Raw genomic sequence first — 17,366 nt, forward strand, 5'->3', positions numbered from 1 at the left:
ATCACTTTTAAGCAAATGATCCTTTAGGTCATTTACTGTGTACAATGCAAGCTTTTTACCAAGCTTGCTGAATTCCTCGCGGTAATCGTCGAGGGTTTCATTTAATAATTTAGAGATAAAAAGATCTTTGATCTCTAAGGATTTGGATAGCTTCTTCTCGGAAACGTAATGTTCCGTATCAAGGTAAGCTCGTTCACTTTTGTGGGAAATACAAATTTTTACATTGTAGGTTTCGTCACTTCTTTTGTGGTGCTTAAACACTTTGGGGCTAAGCGTTGCCATAATTCAATAATCTACTCGACAAAGCAGCTACTGTTTTGGTCACAAAATCGCGTTACATTGTGTAACATTTTTTCCATTTTGTAACACTTTTTCGACTGGTTAAACAAAAAAACCTGTGAAACTCGAATATTGAAATGATAGCCTCTAAAAAGTCTGATTGACTAAAAAGCGCGTTTAAACGCTAAAATAGGCTATTTTGATGAAAAAAAAAGCCCCGCAGACGTGCGGGGCTTGTGCTCCCCAGACTGGGCATTTTTCGAACCATTTCATTGAAGAATTACGACGAATTGGAAATTTAGGAGAGAATTTTACAATAATGTAAATTAATCACTCAATTACTTTAGAATCCCCCGGTTCTTTAAAAAAATAATTATAAGCAATGGTACCACCCTTCAATCCGTGTGGTAGAGTTCCTCAGATGTACATAGGATTCTAATTTAAAAGAGATTGTTTTTTTGTAACGTTGATTAATTCAATTTTGTCATTCACCCTAATCTTAACGTTATGATCCAAACAGAATCTGATCTTGTAACTGGTCACTTCAGCGTCATTCCATGTCAACCGTATAGTTATCCTTCGCCTTAAAATGTATTGATCATTATTGTATTTGCAGGGATTGGGTCCGGAAGGCGTCTAATGAGGCATGTGAGCTGGGCAGATCGGTTATGAGCGTATGCACCTCAGAAATATCAGCTACTTTAAAATACTCGATGATGCCGAGTTTTTGACGGTCACTTAGTATTGCGGTTTTTAGTGCCGAACGGTGCATGGCCTGTTTCACTTCTCCATCTTCACGGAGGAGTGCGGTAATACCCATTTGACTGTCAACCCCACAAGTTCCCATAAGGTACAAGTCTGCCACATATTGTGCCGTATTATCACAGGTTTGCTGCCCCGCATTGATTTCTAATTCCCTGTAATAAATGCCGCCAAGAACTACAATCTCAATGTTGGGAAAATGAGACAGTATCGGGAGAAGCGCAAGATTATTGGTAATCACCCGCAAATTAATATCGACAGGGAAATGTGTTGCCACCGCGCAATTGGTTGTACCACCATCCATAAATATGGTTTGACCGGGCTTTATAAACTGCTGGGCTTTCAGCGCGATGATTTTCTTTCCCTCGTTGAACTCCTTTACACGATCCAGGAATGCAAAGGGTAATTTTGACCGCACAGCTGCTCCCCCCCTTATCTTTGAAAGAAGGCCCATTTTATTCAACTGTTCAATATCGCGCCGAACTGTATCTGACGAAACGTCAAGTTTAAGTGCAAGATTATCAAAACCAACTTTACCATCAGTTTCGAGCGCTTTAAGGATCAGCTCATATCGATCTTCCTTTGCCATTGCTTAATTATTACTTCCCATTTTCATCCGGCGGATTCCATATGCAATGGTAACAAAAAATAGTAAAATACCCACAACACCAAGCGCAACAGGCAGGGTAAAATGTTGTGCGATAAAGCCCAAAAATGCCGGACCAGCCAATTGCCCGCCGTAACCTAAGGTGGCAATAACGGATACCGCCATCGCAGTACTCACGCCTTTCAGGCGACCTGCCTCGCTGAAGAAAACAGGCACTACATTGGCAGCACCTAAACCGATCAGGAAAAACCCAAATAAGGTGCCGGCCAGCCAGGGTAGGATGATGGCGATAAACGTGCCCGTTCCTGCAACCAGTGAGCCAAAAATGACGGTGCGGTCACTCTTTAGCCGAGCTACTAAACGGTCCCCAAAAAGGCGTGTTGTCGCCATTGCTACAGAAAATGCCGCATAACCGGCACCTGCCAGCGAAGGGTCAATACCACGATATTCTTTCAGGAAAAGCGCTGACCAATCCAACATGGCCCCTTCCGCCAGAAACACGGCGAAACAAAGCACCCCAAGAAATATTGCCACTGGACTAAACCAGGCATTGGTCATCCGCCCGCTTATACCGTGCACTACTAACGAAAAGCGCTTGATAGCCGCAGATTCTATATCAAGGCTTAAAAGAGAACGATAGCCAATAATTGCAATCAGCAATAAACTCAAAGCAATAATCACAGCGGCGTAGAATGGCTGCGCCCCCAACCGAATCAGGAAGCCCAATCCCAAAGACCCTAACAACCCGCCCACGCTGAAAAGCCCATGCAGCGAAGACATTATTGGCTTGCCGTATAAATTTTGTACCTGTACGCCGTGTGCATTCATTGCCACATCAATCGTTCCAATACCCGCACCGAAGAAGAATAAGGCAATACCAAGTGTCAATGGTGTGTTCAGGATCAATAATAAAGGTAAACAAAGCGCGATCAACAGGGCAGCTATAAAAATGAGCCGTCGGCTGCCAATGCGCCCCATCAGGATACCCGTCAAGGGCATCATGGTTACAGAGCCTGCGCCTAAAAGCAACAGCAGCCCGCCAAGTTCAGCATCGTTGAGGTGCAGGCGGCTTTTCGCGAATGGTACCATGACCGCCCAACTGGATACGCCAAAGCCGCATACCAGGAATATGGCTTGCGTGGCTAATTTCGCCCGGCTTACTAATTTAAGATCAAAAGTATTATCAATTAAATTCATTTTGCAATATTATGCAAATTTGCATAATATTGCAAAATGAATTAATGAAGGCGAACCACCGTTTCAAGACAGGTGTAAAATTTAAACCATAAATTATGTTAAGGAAAGCACTTTTTTTAATTGCACTTTCTATTGCAATCATTTCCTGCGGTGGCAGTATGGCACCACAGAACGTTACTGATAGCACTAAATCAGCCAGCCCGAAATTGGGCTCAGACAATGCCGACAGCGCTGTATCCTACTCACCGGTTGTTACGCTGGCAACATCTTCGGACAAAGGGGCACTTCTTATTATTCAGAACGACTGCCGGAATTGTCATAGAGAACGAGAGAAACTAATTGGCCCTGCTTTCAGTAGTATAGCAGTGAAGTATACTGATAAAGACATTGACCAACTTGCTACCAAAGTAATTAAAGGAGGTTCAGGGATTTGGGGTGATATTTCTATGGCTCCTCATCCCTCACTCACTAAAGAAGACGCAAAGAAGATGATCGCTTTTATCTTCGAAATAAAATGATCGTGAACAGATTTTGATCATGTAAGCAAGGCGTCAAATATTAACCAATTAATTTAAATTAGAAATGAAGACTAAGAACAGAAGAGTAGTAATGTCAGTCACTGTGATGGCATTAATTATTAATTGCTACGCAATGGTTGGCAATAAGGACAATGAACTTACGCCTGCTGAAAAAAACGCTGGCTGGAAGTTGTTATTCGATGGACAATCGACAGCGGGCTGGCATCTCTATAACTCAAAAGGCCCGTTCACCGTTTGGAAGGCTGGTAATGGTGAGCTTTTTTGCGATCCGAAAGATAAGTCTGAACCGGGTGACCTGGTAAGCGATAACGAGTATAAAAATTTTGACCTGAAGTTTGACTGGAAGCTGCCAAAAGGGGGAAATAGTGGTGTTTTCATCAACGTCATGGAAAGAAAGGATATACCAACCGCATGGGCGTCCGGTCCTGAATATCAGCTTCTGGATAAATCGCATCTTGATTACCCGCAGCCAAAATCACGCTCAGGTTGTTTGTTCGGTTTTTTCCCGCAAAAAAACCCAATCAAGAATAAACCCACCGGCGAGTGGAACCACTCTGAGATCAGGCAAAAGAATGGCAAAATCGAGTTTTTCCTTAACGGGGTTCTTACCTGCAGCCAGGATCTAAAATCTGGTGACTGGAAAAAAATTGTTGCAGCCTCCCATTTCAAATCCTTTCCTGAATTTGGGAAGCATTTCAGCGGCAGCATAGCTCTACAGGACTGGTCCACCGGGATTTCATTCAGAAACATAAAGATAAAAGAGCTATAGGCCATTGTAAAATTGACGGGAGAAGTGTGGATTTACCAGTCCGCAATTTTCCTTTAATCCCAAAGCCTTTCCATCGAAATGTTATTAGTGATTTTAAACAGGTCGATCCGCTCGATATCTGGTATCAGCGCCAACTTAAGAAACTTATTTTTCAACTTGTAACACTCTAAATTATGATAAATAGAAAAACTTTTCTGCAACAAGCCGGCATGATGTCTGCAGGAATGATGCTAATGCCTGGTTTGTTGTCTGCAAAAACAAATCGACCTTTTGGTTTGCAATTATTTGCTTTCAGGGAACAATTGCCGAAAGATGTTAAAACGATCATACCCAAAATAGCCCAGGCTGGCTACAAACAGGTAGAGCCCTTTGGTTATTCTAAAACCAATGGCTTTTGGGGGCTCTCTGCCGTTGAATTTAGAAAACTCCTTGACGACAATGGGCTAACTGCACCAAGTGCGCATTATTCTCTTGATACATTCCTTTCATCAGGCGATACAACACAGGTTGAGCAGGCAATAGAGGCGGCAAAGATACTCGGACAAAAATACATAGTATTACCTTACCTGGGAGAGCAATTTCGAAACAGTGCAAAGACCATGGAGGACACTATCAATAAAATCAACTTGGCGGCGAGCACGGTTCATGAGGCGGGATTGAAAATGGCTTACCATAACCATGATTTCGAGTTTAAAACCGTAGAAGGACAAAGGTTATTCGACATGCTGTTAAACAACACCGATACCGAGCAGCTAAATTTTGAATTGGATATTTACTGGGTGATTAGAGCGGGAGAAGATCCTTTGAAATTGCTTAAGACATATCCAGGTCGTTTTAAGCTTATTCATATTAAAGATATGGACAAAACGAACCCGGTATTGAATACTGAAATTGGAACCGGAAGTATAGATTACAAAACAATACTTAGTAAAGCCCATTCTGCCGGGGTGAAATATTATATTGTCGAACAGGAAAATTTTAAAATAGACCAATATTTAAGCATCCAGAAAAGCATAAGTTATCTTAAAGAAATAGGCTAATTTTTATTGCCCCAAGCCTGCCACAGCCTTAAGGCTCTTAATAAGAACCACCTTAGGTTACACTATTTTAGTGGAGAGGTAGCAAACACAATTTCGCTGCCCTATTTTATCATATCCTATCAAAAAAGGAAGGATCAGCGATCCAATCTATTACAACCTATCACATTGGCTATATGGATTAATTGCCGGAGATTTTAATGCGTGGAAATCACTATGTAAGGATTTAAAAAAGCCTTGAAAGGCATAAATGCCGGTTCGATGTTCCAGTAGCTGTGCTATTACTACGCTCGGACCAAAATGTGCCACTATTGGCTTTAAACACATATTTAAAATTGGCTGAAAATTAAAAACGGCCTTAGCGGGTATGCTAAGGCCATTTCCTCCTTAGGCTGGGCTCAAACCAGCGACCCTCTGCTTTACCTGCAGCTGAGAAAGATCGATCCAGTGCCTCCGTAAAGGAAATTCCAGGTTTTCCCGGACAGTCATCGAGTCATAGAGGGCGTTAGCCTGAAACAGGAAACCTATTTTACTCCTTACCTTGTCCAGGTCATCAGGGCTCAGATCAGGTACATTATCCCCGAAAACCAGTATTTTGCCGCTGTCCGGTTTTAATAAGCCAATGACACACTTGATCAGCACTGATTTCCCGGCACCGGATTTCCCTAACACCACGACATTTTCTTCCCCATGCACTGTCAGATTAAAATCCTTCAGCACTACATTCTTATCAAAACGCTTAAATAAATGTTCTATAATGATTACGGGAGCTCCTTTTGCTATACTATCTTCCGGGCTGAGTTCAGTTTTTATTGCTGAGGTCATGCTGATTAATTTAAACCTAATAAATTGGTGAACTGAACGGCCAGCAGATCAATAATGAATATCAACACCGATGATAATACGACAGCTAAATTTGCCGATACACCGACGCCCTGTGTTCCTTTACTGGAATTGAAGCCCTTATAACAACCGATTATGCCTACCGCGAGACCGAAGAAAAAAGTTTTGGTAATGGCCGGTAAAATATCGCTGAAACTGAGGCTTTGAAATACCTGTGTAAAGGAGAAATGCAGGCTGGTTACCGAACTCAGGTTAACACCTATATAGGCACCGAATAGGGAAATCGCATCGCCTAATATGGTCAGCACCGGCAGCATCAGGGTGGTTGCCAGTACCCGGGTAGCTACCAGATATTTATACGGATTTGTGCCATGGCATCTATCTGCTCGGTCACTTTCATAGAGCCCAGTTCAGCGCCAATACTGCTGCCGATTTTCCCGGCAAAAATCAAAGCGGTGATCACCGGGCCTATTTCCCTGACGATAGCTATGCCGACCATCACGGGCAGTTCCGACTGTACGCCATAACTTACCAGTGAAGGACGTAACTGCATGGTCAACACTAAACCCATAATAAAGCCGGTAAGGCCTATCAGCGGGAATGATTTGTAGCCGATAGTATAACATTGGGCAAGAAATTCCTTTATTTCAAACCTGGGCCGCAACCCATGTGAAAAGAAGTGGCTTGTAAATTTCGCAATGCTGCCCGTTTCATCGAGAAATGCTTCGGTATCTTTTATTAAAGCCATATTTTGTGATTTGTATTTTATAAAAGACTTACATCACCGGCCATTCGACCAAAGATTCTGCCGTACGGCCAGATGCCACAATTCCATGCAGGTCGTCATAGATCTGAATACGGAAAGCCTCTCTTGCCTCAATCCATGTTTGCTCCAGCTGACGAAGTGTTTCCTTTTCATCTTCATCGGGTTCGATTTTTTGAACGGTAGTATGCAAGCAGTATAAAGCGGTATTGAGATCGTGAAAATTACCTAACAGCTTGGTGAAGGAATCTATTTCTTCAAAGCCGGACAAAAGCTTGTACGGCGACAATTCACTCATTTCCAAATTGATATACGGTGATATGTATAACAAATTCTTCAGATGCTTCCTTGCTTCGTGAAAGGATTTATCAGCAGGAAAAACTGGCGATAGCAGTTTTTCAATCATGTCGCTTTCCGTGCGGACGAATTCCAGTATTGCCTCATGGCTAAGCTGATCAGGCAAAAGCTTCAACAACCTTTCTTGCTCTTTTTTGAAGGGCTGTGTACCATTTATATGTTTACTTACATTCTCCATATGCCCAAGGATCTGGTCGCTTATGAATTTTAAGTAGCTATCGGGCAAGCGGAACTGTTTTTCCTTTATCGTATGCTGAACATGATCCTGCTGCATTTGGAGGGCACGGATCGCTCCGAACAGCTGGCTAAGCTTTGCCATTTTTTGAGGAAGCTTAACGGAATGGCGGTGCGCTTTCGCGTTATTCATCAATTGGAGGCAAGCGCTCAATTTTTTCACCTTTACCCGAAATATCCGGATATCGTCTTCATGGAAATGCAGCCGGGCCTTATCAAAAGCTTCATTTATTTTTTCAAATCTCTTTTCAATAACCCCTTCTATTTTCGGATGCTTCATGATTTTATCTTTTGGTTTTGTGTATAATTAAAGACTTACCGTTACAGTAGTCTTTTTAAATAGTGGATCAATCCGTCACCTTCCCAATCACCGTCATACTTTTCGCCGTTGATATAAAAGTTGGGGGTGCCTGTCACGCCGCTTTGCTCACCACCATCGAGGTCCGCCTGGATTTTTGATGCGAGTACCTCACTCTGCGTATCTCGCCTGAATTTGTTAATATCCAAACCGATTTCGCTGGCATAGCCTAAAAGGTCATTGCTGCCCAGGTAAAGCTGGTTGGAGTAAAGCAGATCATACATTTCCCAGAATTTATGTTGAAGTGCTGCTGCTTCAGCCGCCATCGCCGCGCTAAAAGCGTCGGGATGTTCGGTTAAAGGAAAATTTCTGAATATATATTTTACCTGTTTACCTAGTTGTTGCTGAACCCTCTTCAAAACGAGATAGGACTCGCCGCAAGAAGGGCATTGATAATCGCCGTATTCCACCAATTCCAAAGGCGCTGTTTCAGGTCCCCGGATATGATCTTCAGCAGTTAGCGGATTTTGAAGTTCTACACGCATGTCTTGTTAATTTTATTAATCTTTTTGATTTTGCTTGTGAGCAGGATAATCTACCTGTTTTCAAAACGGCCTGTTTTTTTGCTGACGATGATCTTATACATGATCAGCTCTACTTTGGTTCCTACATCACTTTCCTCATCTACGAAACCATGTTCACGGGTAACGGAATCATCCATAATGTAGGGGGTAATGCGGTCAACCAGCTTTTGGAGCACCTTTTGTTTCTCATCCAGGTCCTGGATTTCCTCAAACTTTCCCCAGGCAATCACACTTTGCCAGTTGGTAATATCCTTGATCTTATCCACCTCAAAACAGACCTCGGGGTTTTCCCGCATCATATCTATTTTCATCCCTTTGGCGGAATGGCAATAGATATTCGCGCCGTCGTACACGTAATTTACCGGTACGACGTACATGGTTTTCTCAGAATGACAGCCGATGCGACCAATTACCTGGTCTTTTAACAGCTCTTCAATTTGGGTATCGTTTAGTTCTCTTAACATTTCGTTTTTTTTAAATATTGTACAGGATAATAGCCAATAATTTCATGCTAACTGGCCTGAAATTCCAGTTCCCGGAAAATAGTATCAACGGCCGTAAAAAGCTCTTTTTTTACCTTCTGGTATTCATGGGTAAGATTGATCATTAAATGGCCCACTTTAGCATTGGTCAGTGCCAATTTTTTTGAGTTCTCTTCCTCCTTATTTTCCGCTACCTGCGCTAACTGGTGCAGTTGTGCATCAACATGTGCCTCCGCCCAGAGGATATCGTCTTGTAGCTTTAACAGCTTCTGCCCTGCCTCTTGCAGTTCTTCGGTATGTCGGTAAGCTGATAAGCGGGTAAAATAATAATCCTGTTTAAGACGGCTCAGGAAGGAAGATTCGATTTTAAAAAATTCAAGGTCGGATTTCCAGCGCCCGGCAATCGCATGATATTCGGCGGATCTATCCGACATTTCAGTTACATTTTCCATCATTACAATTTTAAATATCCGCAAACATCAGCTGGATATTCGATTGATGTAAATGTCTGTAGAGTTACAGGCTTATGCCATGACGGGCGTCATATCAAAATATGACCCGCATCACTATCTGCGATGCGGGTAGAATTAATTAAAATAAAAAAGGAGCTGGATTATTTGAGCGCGATGGAATTCCTTAAGCTGATACAGCGCCTTTATCCTTAGGTGCTTCGGTTTTTAAATAAATAACGAATTTGCTGCCCTTGCCCAGCTCGCTTTCTACAGTAATATTACCGCTCGCAGCATGAATTATTTTTTTCGCCAGGTAAAGGCCGATTCCTTGCCCGTCAACCTCCTTGTGCAGCCTGCCATACATATCAAATATGATATCCATTTCGTTTTTTGCAATACCTTTCCCGTTATCCTGTACGGATAGAATAATATGCTCTTTGTTCTTAGCGATATCAATATGGATCAACGGTGTTTTACTATCATTAAATTTAATGCCATTAGACACCAGGTTAAAGAGGATGCTCCGAAGGTTTTTTTTAGAAAAAAGAATTTGCTTCACTTCAAGATTTTGGGTGATAACGGCACCGGACGATTTTATTCTATTTTCCAGGTTCCATTCAATATTCCTGATTACATCTTCCATGTCGATCATCTCCATGTTGAGCATATCTCCCTCCAGGCGGGCAATGACAGAAATATCTCTAATAAGCGTACGGAATTTCTTAACGGAAGAATTGATGATGGCTAAAAACTTCAGCATACCGGGGTCAGCAACTTTGATCAGGTTCATTACCCCAATACTGGTTTCGATATTGGCCAGCGGCCCTAAAAGTTCATGAGAAGCGGTATAAACGAAATTATCCAGGTCACTGTTGATCCTCGTCAAACTTGCATTTTTCTTGTCCAGTTCGAGCTGCGTGGATTTTAATTCTGTAATGTCATTAAAGGTCACGATGGCTCCGTTTCGTTTTTGGTCGGTCTGCTGTACATAGGGCATCGTCATGATCTGATACCATTTGCCATTATTGGTCTCGATCTCCTTGGTAATTACGATACCTTCAGACAAGACCTGCTTGATATCCTCTATGATGGTTTCAAACTTAATGTTGGTTGAGATATTACTCAGCGGCCGGCCGATATCCGTTTCGAGGAGGTTGATCTGTTTGACCGTACCCGGGGAGAACTTCATCAGCAGTAATTCATTATTGATAAACAACTGCCCGTTGATGTTACTCCTGAAATAATTGTTCAGGTCGTCATTAATCTCCAGCAGTTCTTTATTTTTTAATTGGTAGTCCGCGTTAATCGTATGCAACTCTTCATTAACCGACTGCATTTCCTCATTGGTACTTTGCATTTCCTCATTGGCGGAGATCAGTTCCTCATTGAAGGACTGCATATTCTCATTGGATGCATCCAGCCTTTCATAAGCAGTATGGAGTTTTACTTTGAGCTCCTTCAGCTCTTCCTCCAGGTTCAGGGTGTACTGGTCATGATATATTTTTTCATTAAAAACAATATCGTCACTGACCGGTGAAGTATCCGGGTTAAAAGTAACCATCATCAGCTTTTGCTCGTCTTTATTAACCTTAAGCGGACTTATGGATAATTTGACCTTAACGATAGTTTGCTCATGTTTTATTTTTATCCCGCTGACAGACACTAATTCTTTGGTTTGGCCAATCCGTTTGATCAGTGTATTGAATGCCACAGCAAGGGGCTTGGATAAAAGCTCTACCAGATTTGAGGTAAAGTTCTGCTGTACCAGGTATTTTTTTGTATCACCATAGGTTTTTACAACGCGGTTATGCTCGTCGATGCAAATCGCGAGGTAGTCCTGTTCACCCGCTAGGGAAACCTGCATCGCTTCGGAAACGGTATTCCCATAACTCTGGGAGATAATCTCATGGGCAATAACCGGTGTACGTTTAATGTCCAGCAGCTCCGGCAGAGAAAACACGTCAAAACTCACATCCCGCTTAGCTTTCAGATTTTTATAGATCTTCCATTTTTTATTGACCACCTCCAGGTTCTTCATTATCGGTATCGGGTTTTCGCTGGAGCCCAGGAACAAATAACCGTCCCTTTTTAACCCGAAGAGCATCATGGAAAATATTTTCTTTTGAAGGATGGGTGTCATATAGATCAGCAGGTTCCGGCAGCTGATAAAGTGAATGTTACAGTAGGGCGGGTTTTTAACCAGATCATGCTGCGCAAAAATGATCATGCTGCGAACCTCTGGTTTTACCCGGAAATACTCGCCTTCTGAAATGAAATATTTTTCCAGTCGTTCGGCAGATACACTTTTTTTTATTTCCTGATTATATACTCCTCTGCCGGCGTGCTCCAATGCGGCGCTGTCGATATCTGTCGCAAATATTTTCACTACGGTATCCTTGTGTTTGCCCGTTAACTGTTCCGCTATTAATATGCCCAGTGAATACGCTTCTTCACCGGTTGCGCAGCCCGCTACCCACATTTTCAATTCTTGATCTGCGGCCAGGCCTGCCAGCACAAGGGGCAGGATATGTTTCTGGATATAAGTGAATGCCTCTTTGTCCCTGAAAAAAGAAGTAACACTGATCAGGAAATCCTTGATGAGCGCTTCTACTTCAGCAGGAGTTGCTTTTAAAAAGTCAAGATAGCCGGAAAGCGAATTAAAATTGCCGCAAGCGGCCCTTCTTTTGGTTCTTCTCATTAAAGTCGGCAGTTTATAATCTGAAAAATCAAGCGGTGATCTGTCTTTGATTAAATTAATGATCGACTTGATATGGAGCTCATCATCTTTATCATCCGCGATCAGTTCGCCTCCCTGTTTTACATAATCTTCTATCGCGTCCGGCATTGATGCAGGTTCCAGTACAAAGTCAACCAAACCGGTTGCTATAGCATTCGACGGCATGCTGCCAAATTCGGTTGTTTCAGGATTGCGGGCGATCACCATACCTCCTGCTTTCTTGATCGCCTTTATTCCGTCCGAGCCGTCCGAGCCCAGTCCTGAAAGGACGACCCCAATCACTTTTTTGCCGTAATCATCCGCAAGCGATTTAAAAAAAGTATTAATGGTGAGGTGCGGCCCTTTAACGGATTCCTTGTCAGACATGTACAATTTACCGTCCCTGATCGTCATGAATTTATCATTCGGGATCAGGTAAACCTGGTTGCTCATGACTTTCATTTTGTCTTTTGCTTCATTCACCACCAGTTTGCTGTGCTTGGCCAGCAGCTCTACCATACGGCTTTTAAAATCCGAAGACAGGTGCTGAATGATGATATAGGAAACGCCGTCCAGGGGCGTATGATCAAAAAACGAATTTATTTCTTCCATGCCACCGGCGGAGGCGCCAATTGCGATAATATATAGGGGATCAGCTTTCAGCATGTCAGTAATTTAAAGAGCGGGTATTAAGTAGTAGGAATTCTTTTAGAGAGGTAAAAAAGACTATTGAATATATAACTATAATATTGCAAATAAGTTTCTTATAAAGCTATATAATAGGGACAACCATGATTTTAACAGGTAAAATCAATAATTAAGTCACACGAAGCTTAGTTATAGCCTAGCGAAGGACGGTTTACAATAGCACTCTCTTCTTTTTCAGGACTTCAAAATCTTCCTGGTGTGTGAAAGCTCTTCCATCATAATTCCAGTCGAGGGTAATTCTCCACTTGCCGGAACGGCAGTCATGAATCGGGATCTCCACGAGATTACTGAGCTGGCTGTCCACAAGTATGTTTTTGATAACAGGGTTTACGGCAAACAACTGCATGATGCTGGCTTTACCCTTAAATGGATGGTCAAAGTTAAATCGGAGGAATCTCATCGTTAATTAATAAAGGGAATAATTGGTCTTTATGCAGCCAAAAGTCGGGTTTATATGGCTTAAAAAAATGACCTGCAGCATAAAACACATTGATATTAATCACAAAACCAATAAAATCGGTTTTTGAAAAGAAAACCATTTCAGGGGTAGTATCATCTAAATTAATGACCGGCATCATTATTTGATTCGATAAGATTGACCAGTTTTACCATATTAAAACATCAATCGAGAAAATGAAAAAATTACTCTTTTTAACCGATTTTTCGTCAGCTGCTAAACATGCTGCCGAATATGGCTATCAATTTGCAAAGCAAATTAAGGCAGATATCGTATTAGGAAATGCCATCATCGTTCCCGCCGAAGTACCTCAGGCCGGCCTGGTCGCCTGGCCGCTGGAAGATAGCGAAACCCTGCTGGAAGACAGTGAAAAAGAGCTCAAACGATTAAAGGCACATATAGAACAAAATGACCATTCGGAAACTTTTCGACCGGCAATAACATTTGCCAGCGAAGCAGGAACCGTAACCAATGCCGTAGATTATTTTGTAAAAAGTCAGTATATAGATCTCATACTGATGGGGACACACCATCACGGGGGACTTAGTTCTTTCCTTTTCGGAGACCATTGCAAAAATGTCATAGACAGCACGAACAAGCCGCTGCTCCTCATCCCGCCGAAAGCAAAGTTTGCGCCGATTAAAAAGATCGCTTTTGCTACCGATTTTAAAAACCCGGATGATGACCTTAAGTTTATCTACTCTCTGATTTCCCTTGCCAAACAGCTTAACGCAGAGATCCTGCTGACCCATGTTTATGACGGCAAATACCAGTGGGCTGAGTTTGAGCACTGGATCAAAAATTTCATGGTGGAATTAGTAGATACGGCCAATTATCCCAATATCTATTATCGGATGATTAAAAGCGCAGGTACCGAAACTGGTCTGGACTGGTTAAGTGAACACGGGCAGGTGGATCTGCTGACTATGGTTCACCGGCAGCATGATTTTTTCAATGATTTGCTGCACGGCAGCGATACAAAAAAAATGGCCGGGCACGTTAGTATTCCCTTGCTTGTCTTTCAGGATTAAAGCAGTTTTAACCGAGCACCTGGTTATCGCAGTGAATGTTTAACATCAGTTTTTAAAATGACTGCTATCATTATTAAACCAACTGATATTCAGGAAGTTTGCATTGTCAATCAGAACAACTATGCAAAAGCCCATTAAAATAATACCCGTTTTAAAATTAGGATTAAAGGTCAGTGTCATCATTGGCGTTATCTTCTTTTTCCTGCAAATGTCCGGTGAAGTAAAAGCCGCGGTATCTCATTTAAAAACCAAATCTGTGCTTTCTGTTGAGCCGGATAGTTCCGTATCCTCAGCAATCAAAATTGCCAAAAATGCAGGATCGCTGCTTTTCCCACTGTCGGTTGAACGGTTTTATGCAAAAAACGGGAACAAGCTGGTATGGATCGCACCGGAAAAGATAAAAACTCATAACTGGGATGCTATGCTTTTGTTGGATTGCGTAATACAATACGGGCTGGTTCCCGCGGACTATCATCCAACGGAACTGACCTATAACCAATTGCACCTGCTGGTCGAACATCCTGAAAAAGTAACCAACAGTCAGCAGGCGGCTTATGATATCCTGTTAACAGATGCCATGATCACCTTAATCAATAATCTACATTTCGGAAAGCTTAATGTGAATTATCCTCCTGAAAAGCTGGACGCCGGGAATTTTGAAGGCTGCCATGCAGATATTGAACTGGCAAATGCCTTAAATCAGCAGGATTTTATAAGAACTGTTGAAAGTTTACAGCCAAAGACAAAAGCTTATACCAACCTCCAGTACCACATGCACCTGCTTACCGGGGTATATACAGGTGATAACTATGAGTTGTCTGAAACGGATGTTAAAAAAATGGCCATTAACATGGAACGCCTCAGATGGGCTGTAAATGATCAGGAGATCTACATCGCCGTTAACATTCCCTCCTTTACCCTTGAATTCCACCGGCCGGATATGGTTTATCAATTCAGGATACTGGCAGGAAAGCCTGTTACCCCAACGCCGTCATTTGCAAGCGCTATTGGTTCCATTCAGGTATCAAAAGGATGGAATACCTCATCCAGACGGATATACTTTACTTTTTATAACCGTGAAGGAATTTATCTTGGAAACACACCTGACCAGTTGTCTTTTAGAAAGGAAGACAGGGCGGTGAGTAACGGAACATTGAATGTGGAGCAAGCGCAAAAGTTAGCCGGGCTATTGCTGACTAATGACGGCAACCTTAAAAGTGTCCCATTGATCACAAAAGCCTTAAAGAAAAATGAATCGCAGACATTTATCTTAAAGAAGAAAATACCATTTGAAGTAACTTATATTACCTGCGCTGTGGATGAAGGAACCCTGGTAATCTACAATGATATCTATCAACTGGACCAGAATTTGGAAATGAAATTATATAATGTCACCAACTCACTGGCGCTGGATTTAAACACTAAAAACAAGTAAACGAGTGATTGCAAAACATATTAATTATCAGCAACATTTTAAAGACGAAAATGCAAGAAAGCGTACATTACCTGGCATAAGCGTATGTTGAGGCACCTGGGTACTAAAAGAACCTATGGCCACAATGTTAAACTGGCGACACTTCTTGGCGTGACAGCAGGCTTTGTCAATGCGGCGGGCTTTCTGGCATTTGCCGTGTTAACAACCAATGTAACGGGTCATGCTGCGCTTTTCGCGGAGCGGATCGCCATGGAAGACTGGAAGACTGCACGGGTAGTTGCGCTCTGGATGTTTCTATTTCTAGCGGGGGCTTTTATTTCCAGCTTCATTGTTTCCCGGCTCGGGCGTAACCAGCGCTATTCCTATGTTTTCCCGATATTGATTGAAGCCGGAATACTCTTAGCGGTGTCCCTGACGGGTTCGCGCTATGATTATAGTTTAGTTTCAAAAGAATTTTTCGCAGGAAGCTTACTATTTGCCATGGGTATGCAGAACTCGCTGGTCTCTATCGTTTCGGGCTCCGTGGTCCGCACCACACATCTTACCGGCACGTTTACTGACCTGGGAATTGAACTGGCCCAGGTTTTACAGAAAAAAACCGAAAACAGGACGGCCTTAAAAACAAGGATTAAACTCAGATTGGTCATCATCTTCTTTTTCCTCTTCGGTGCCTTAGCAGGTGCTTACCTGTTCCGCTATTTTCATTTTCATGCCTTTCTCATTCCGGTGGCTGTCCTTTTATTCACACTTCTTGCTGATATTTTCAGGATCAGAGCCACCCACTTTTACAGGAAATTGCAGTATGCGGTTAAAAATCCAAGGGGATGATTTATGAAGCCCCGTATTCGGTTTTAATGGGAGAAATTGTGTTCTCAATCACATAAAAGCGGGGCCGTTATCATAGTTTAAACCGGCTATTCAGGGCATCTTTACAGTATAAAAATATCAATTATGGAAACTGCAATCAATGTTAAATCCCCGTGGAATACAGCTGTGAATCCACCGAAATATAAAAAATCAAGCATTTATGAAAGGTGGCTTGCGCTGGAAGACAGCCAGGCTGAAAATAAAACCATGTGGTACCTGATTTCTATGGTGGCGCAAGGCGTATTCTTCCTGCCGATACCCGCCTATCTAATTTACTATTATAACGCTTCTTCCCTTGTACTGATCATCACGATGGTATTTTTCTTTGCAAACATCATAGCCGGGATGGGCGGTTATGGCATACGTGTTTTAATGTCCATTTTCGCCTTTAGTGTTTTCGCACATGTTTTGATGCTTGCGTTTTACCTGCTATAGGTGCACAAAATGCAATAATAACAACGACAAAAGGGACCTGTTTATCAGATCCCTTTTGCTGTGTTTGATTTATCGTATTTAACGTTTACTGATCAGGCTTCATCCGGCTTCCAATCGTCACTTAATCCCCCCATTAAAGGATGGTACATTTCGTCACCGGCATGCTGAGTAAATTCCACATTAAGCAGATCCGGTTCCAAGCCAAGTATTTCTTCACAGGCACCGATCAGTGCTTTGGCCAATTCAGCGCGTTTTTCCGGCGAACGGCCACGGCGTATATCACACATCAACACTGGTGCAGGTACAGGTACGCCATCCGTACAGCGCCATATTGACCCTGTTCCTAATTCGCGGATGCCCACTGTGACGCGCTTTACATTGGCCTCCATCAGACGTGAAAATATTTCACCAAGGGTTTTCGCCAGCAACTTCTTTTTTTCGGTTGGATAAGATTCATTAACCTCTAACTGCAAATATGGCATTTGATCGGTTTTAGTGATAAATAAATTGATTT

Annotated in this window: 18 protein-coding genes and 2 pseudogenes; 7 read left to right on the top strand and 13 right to left on the bottom strand. The window is 42.4% G+C overall.

Translation table 11 applies throughout. The features are described from left to right. From BW976_RS28065 to BW976_RS28075, 3 genes and pseudogenes are all read right to left on the bottom strand, one after another. A pseudogene (locus BW976_RS28065) lies at positions 1-282 on the bottom strand (recombinase); the annotation flags it as partial. A 598-nt stretch (positions 283-880) separates the two neighbouring features. Next, positions 881-1,630, bottom strand: a complete 750-nt coding sequence (locus tag BW976_RS28070) for a DeoR/GlpR family DNA-binding transcription regulator (RefSeq protein ID WP_076378885.1) — start codon at positions 1,628-1,630, stop codon at positions 881-883. Between the two features lie 3 nt (positions 1,631-1,633). Next, the gene (locus tag BW976_RS28075; protein WP_076378887.1) at positions 1,634-2,845 is read right to left on the bottom strand and encodes an MFS transporter; all 1,212 of its coding nucleotides are present in this window, start codon (positions 2,843-2,845) and stop codon (positions 1,634-1,636) included. Between the two features lie 95 nt (positions 2,846-2,940). Between BW976_RS28075 and BW976_RS28080 the strand changes: the two genes are divergently transcribed. The 3 genes from BW976_RS28080 to BW976_RS28090 all read left to right on the top strand — a co-directional run bounded on the left by BW976_RS28080 (position 2,941) and on the right by BW976_RS28090 (position 5,193). Then, positions 2,941-3,363: a c-type cytochrome gene (locus tag BW976_RS28080; RefSeq protein WP_076378889.1), complete on the top strand. Its 423-nt coding sequence runs from the start codon at positions 2,941-2,943 to the stop codon at positions 3,361-3,363. A gap of 64 nt (positions 3,364-3,427) precedes the next feature. Further along, the gene (locus BW976_RS28085) at positions 3,428-4,153 is read left to right on the top strand and encodes a 3-keto-disaccharide hydrolase (protein ID WP_076378891.1); all 726 of its coding nucleotides are present in this window, start codon (positions 3,428-3,430) and stop codon (positions 4,151-4,153) included. Positions 4,154-4,326: 173 nt separating this feature from the next. Then, positions 4,327-5,193, top strand: coding sequence for a sugar phosphate isomerase/epimerase family protein (locus BW976_RS28090; RefSeq protein WP_076378893.1), 867 nt, complete (start codon positions 4,327-4,329; stop codon positions 5,191-5,193). 384 nt (positions 5,194-5,577) lie between these two features. Here BW976_RS28090 and BW976_RS28095 read toward each other — a convergent pair whose 3' ends face one another. From BW976_RS28095 to BW976_RS29635, 9 genes and pseudogenes are all read right to left on the bottom strand, one after another. Continuing rightward, positions 5,578-6,015 (bottom strand): ATP-binding cassette domain-containing protein, encoded by a 438-nt coding sequence (locus BW976_RS28095; RefSeq protein WP_245834798.1) that lies wholly within the window; start codon positions 6,013-6,015, stop codon positions 5,578-5,580. A gap of 5 nt (positions 6,016-6,020) precedes the next feature. After that, positions 6,021-6,781: pseudogene (locus BW976_RS30115) on the bottom strand (MlaE family ABC transporter permease). A gap of 28 nt (positions 6,782-6,809) precedes the next feature. Beyond that, positions 6,810-7,667 carry a CHAD domain-containing protein gene (locus tag BW976_RS28105; protein ID WP_076378895.1) on the bottom strand — a complete coding sequence of 286 codons (858 nt, stop codon included), beginning with the start codon at positions 7,665-7,667 and terminating at the stop codon, positions 6,810-6,812. 41 nt (positions 7,668-7,708) lie between these two features. Continuing rightward, positions 7,709-8,230 (bottom strand): DsbA family protein, encoded by a 522-nt coding sequence (locus BW976_RS28110; RefSeq protein ID WP_076378897.1) that lies wholly within the window; start codon positions 8,228-8,230, stop codon positions 7,709-7,711. Positions 8,231-8,280: 50 nt separating this feature from the next. Continuing rightward, positions 8,281-8,733: a pyridoxamine 5'-phosphate oxidase family protein gene (locus BW976_RS28115; RefSeq protein ID WP_076378899.1), complete on the bottom strand. Its 453-nt coding sequence runs from the start codon at positions 8,731-8,733 to the stop codon at positions 8,281-8,283. 47 nt (positions 8,734-8,780) lie between these two features. Continuing rightward, positions 8,781-9,185 (bottom strand): hypothetical protein, encoded by a 405-nt coding sequence (locus tag BW976_RS28120; protein ID WP_175614201.1) that lies wholly within the window; start codon positions 9,183-9,185, stop codon positions 8,781-8,783. Between the two features lie 202 nt (positions 9,186-9,387). Then, entirely contained in the window at positions 9,388-12,585 is a 3,198-nt protein-coding gene (locus BW976_RS28125; RefSeq protein WP_076378903.1) for a chemotaxis protein CheB, read from the bottom strand. Positions 12,586-12,778: 193 nt separating this feature from the next. Then, on the bottom strand, positions 12,779-13,027 hold the full coding sequence (locus BW976_RS28130; protein WP_076378905.1) for a hypothetical protein: 249 nt from the start codon (positions 13,025-13,027) through the stop codon (positions 12,779-12,781). Further along, positions 13,008-13,205 (bottom strand): hypothetical protein, encoded by a 198-nt coding sequence (locus BW976_RS29635; RefSeq protein ID WP_076378907.1) that lies wholly within the window; start codon positions 13,203-13,205, stop codon positions 13,008-13,010. Before BW976_RS29635 ends, BW976_RS28130 begins: the two co-directional genes overlap by 20 nt. Before the next feature lie 55 nt (positions 13,206-13,260). Between BW976_RS29635 and BW976_RS28140 the strand changes: the two genes are divergently transcribed. From BW976_RS28140 to BW976_RS28155, 4 genes are all read left to right on the top strand, one after another. Beyond that, entirely contained in the window at positions 13,261-14,115 is an 855-nt protein-coding gene (locus BW976_RS28140) for a universal stress protein (RefSeq protein WP_076378909.1), read from the top strand. Positions 14,116-14,236: 121 nt separating this feature from the next. Continuing rightward, positions 14,237-15,550 (top strand): L,D-transpeptidase scaffold domain-containing protein, encoded by a 1,314-nt coding sequence (locus tag BW976_RS28145; protein WP_084192385.1) that lies wholly within the window; start codon positions 14,237-14,239, stop codon positions 15,548-15,550. An 84-nt stretch (positions 15,551-15,634) separates the two neighbouring features. After that, positions 15,635-16,378: a YoaK family protein gene (locus tag BW976_RS28150; protein WP_076378913.1), complete on the top strand. Its 744-nt coding sequence runs from the start codon at positions 15,635-15,637 to the stop codon at positions 16,376-16,378. Positions 16,379-16,501: 123 nt separating this feature from the next. Then, the gene (locus tag BW976_RS28155; RefSeq protein ID WP_076378915.1) at positions 16,502-16,852 is read left to right on the top strand and encodes a hypothetical protein; all 351 of its coding nucleotides are present in this window, start codon (positions 16,502-16,504) and stop codon (positions 16,850-16,852) included. Between the two features lie 92 nt (positions 16,853-16,944). On the opposite strand, the gene BW976_RS28160 is transcribed toward BW976_RS28155, so the two are convergent. After that, entirely contained in the window at positions 16,945-17,334 is a 390-nt protein-coding gene (locus tag BW976_RS28160) for a tautomerase family protein (protein ID WP_076378917.1), read from the bottom strand. Positions 17,335-17,366: the final 32 nt, after the last annotated feature.

Source organism: Mucilaginibacter lappiensis (assembly GCF_900155965.1).
Lineage (GTDB): Bacteria > Bacteroidota > Bacteroidia > Sphingobacteriales > Sphingobacteriaceae > Mucilaginibacter > Mucilaginibacter lappiensis.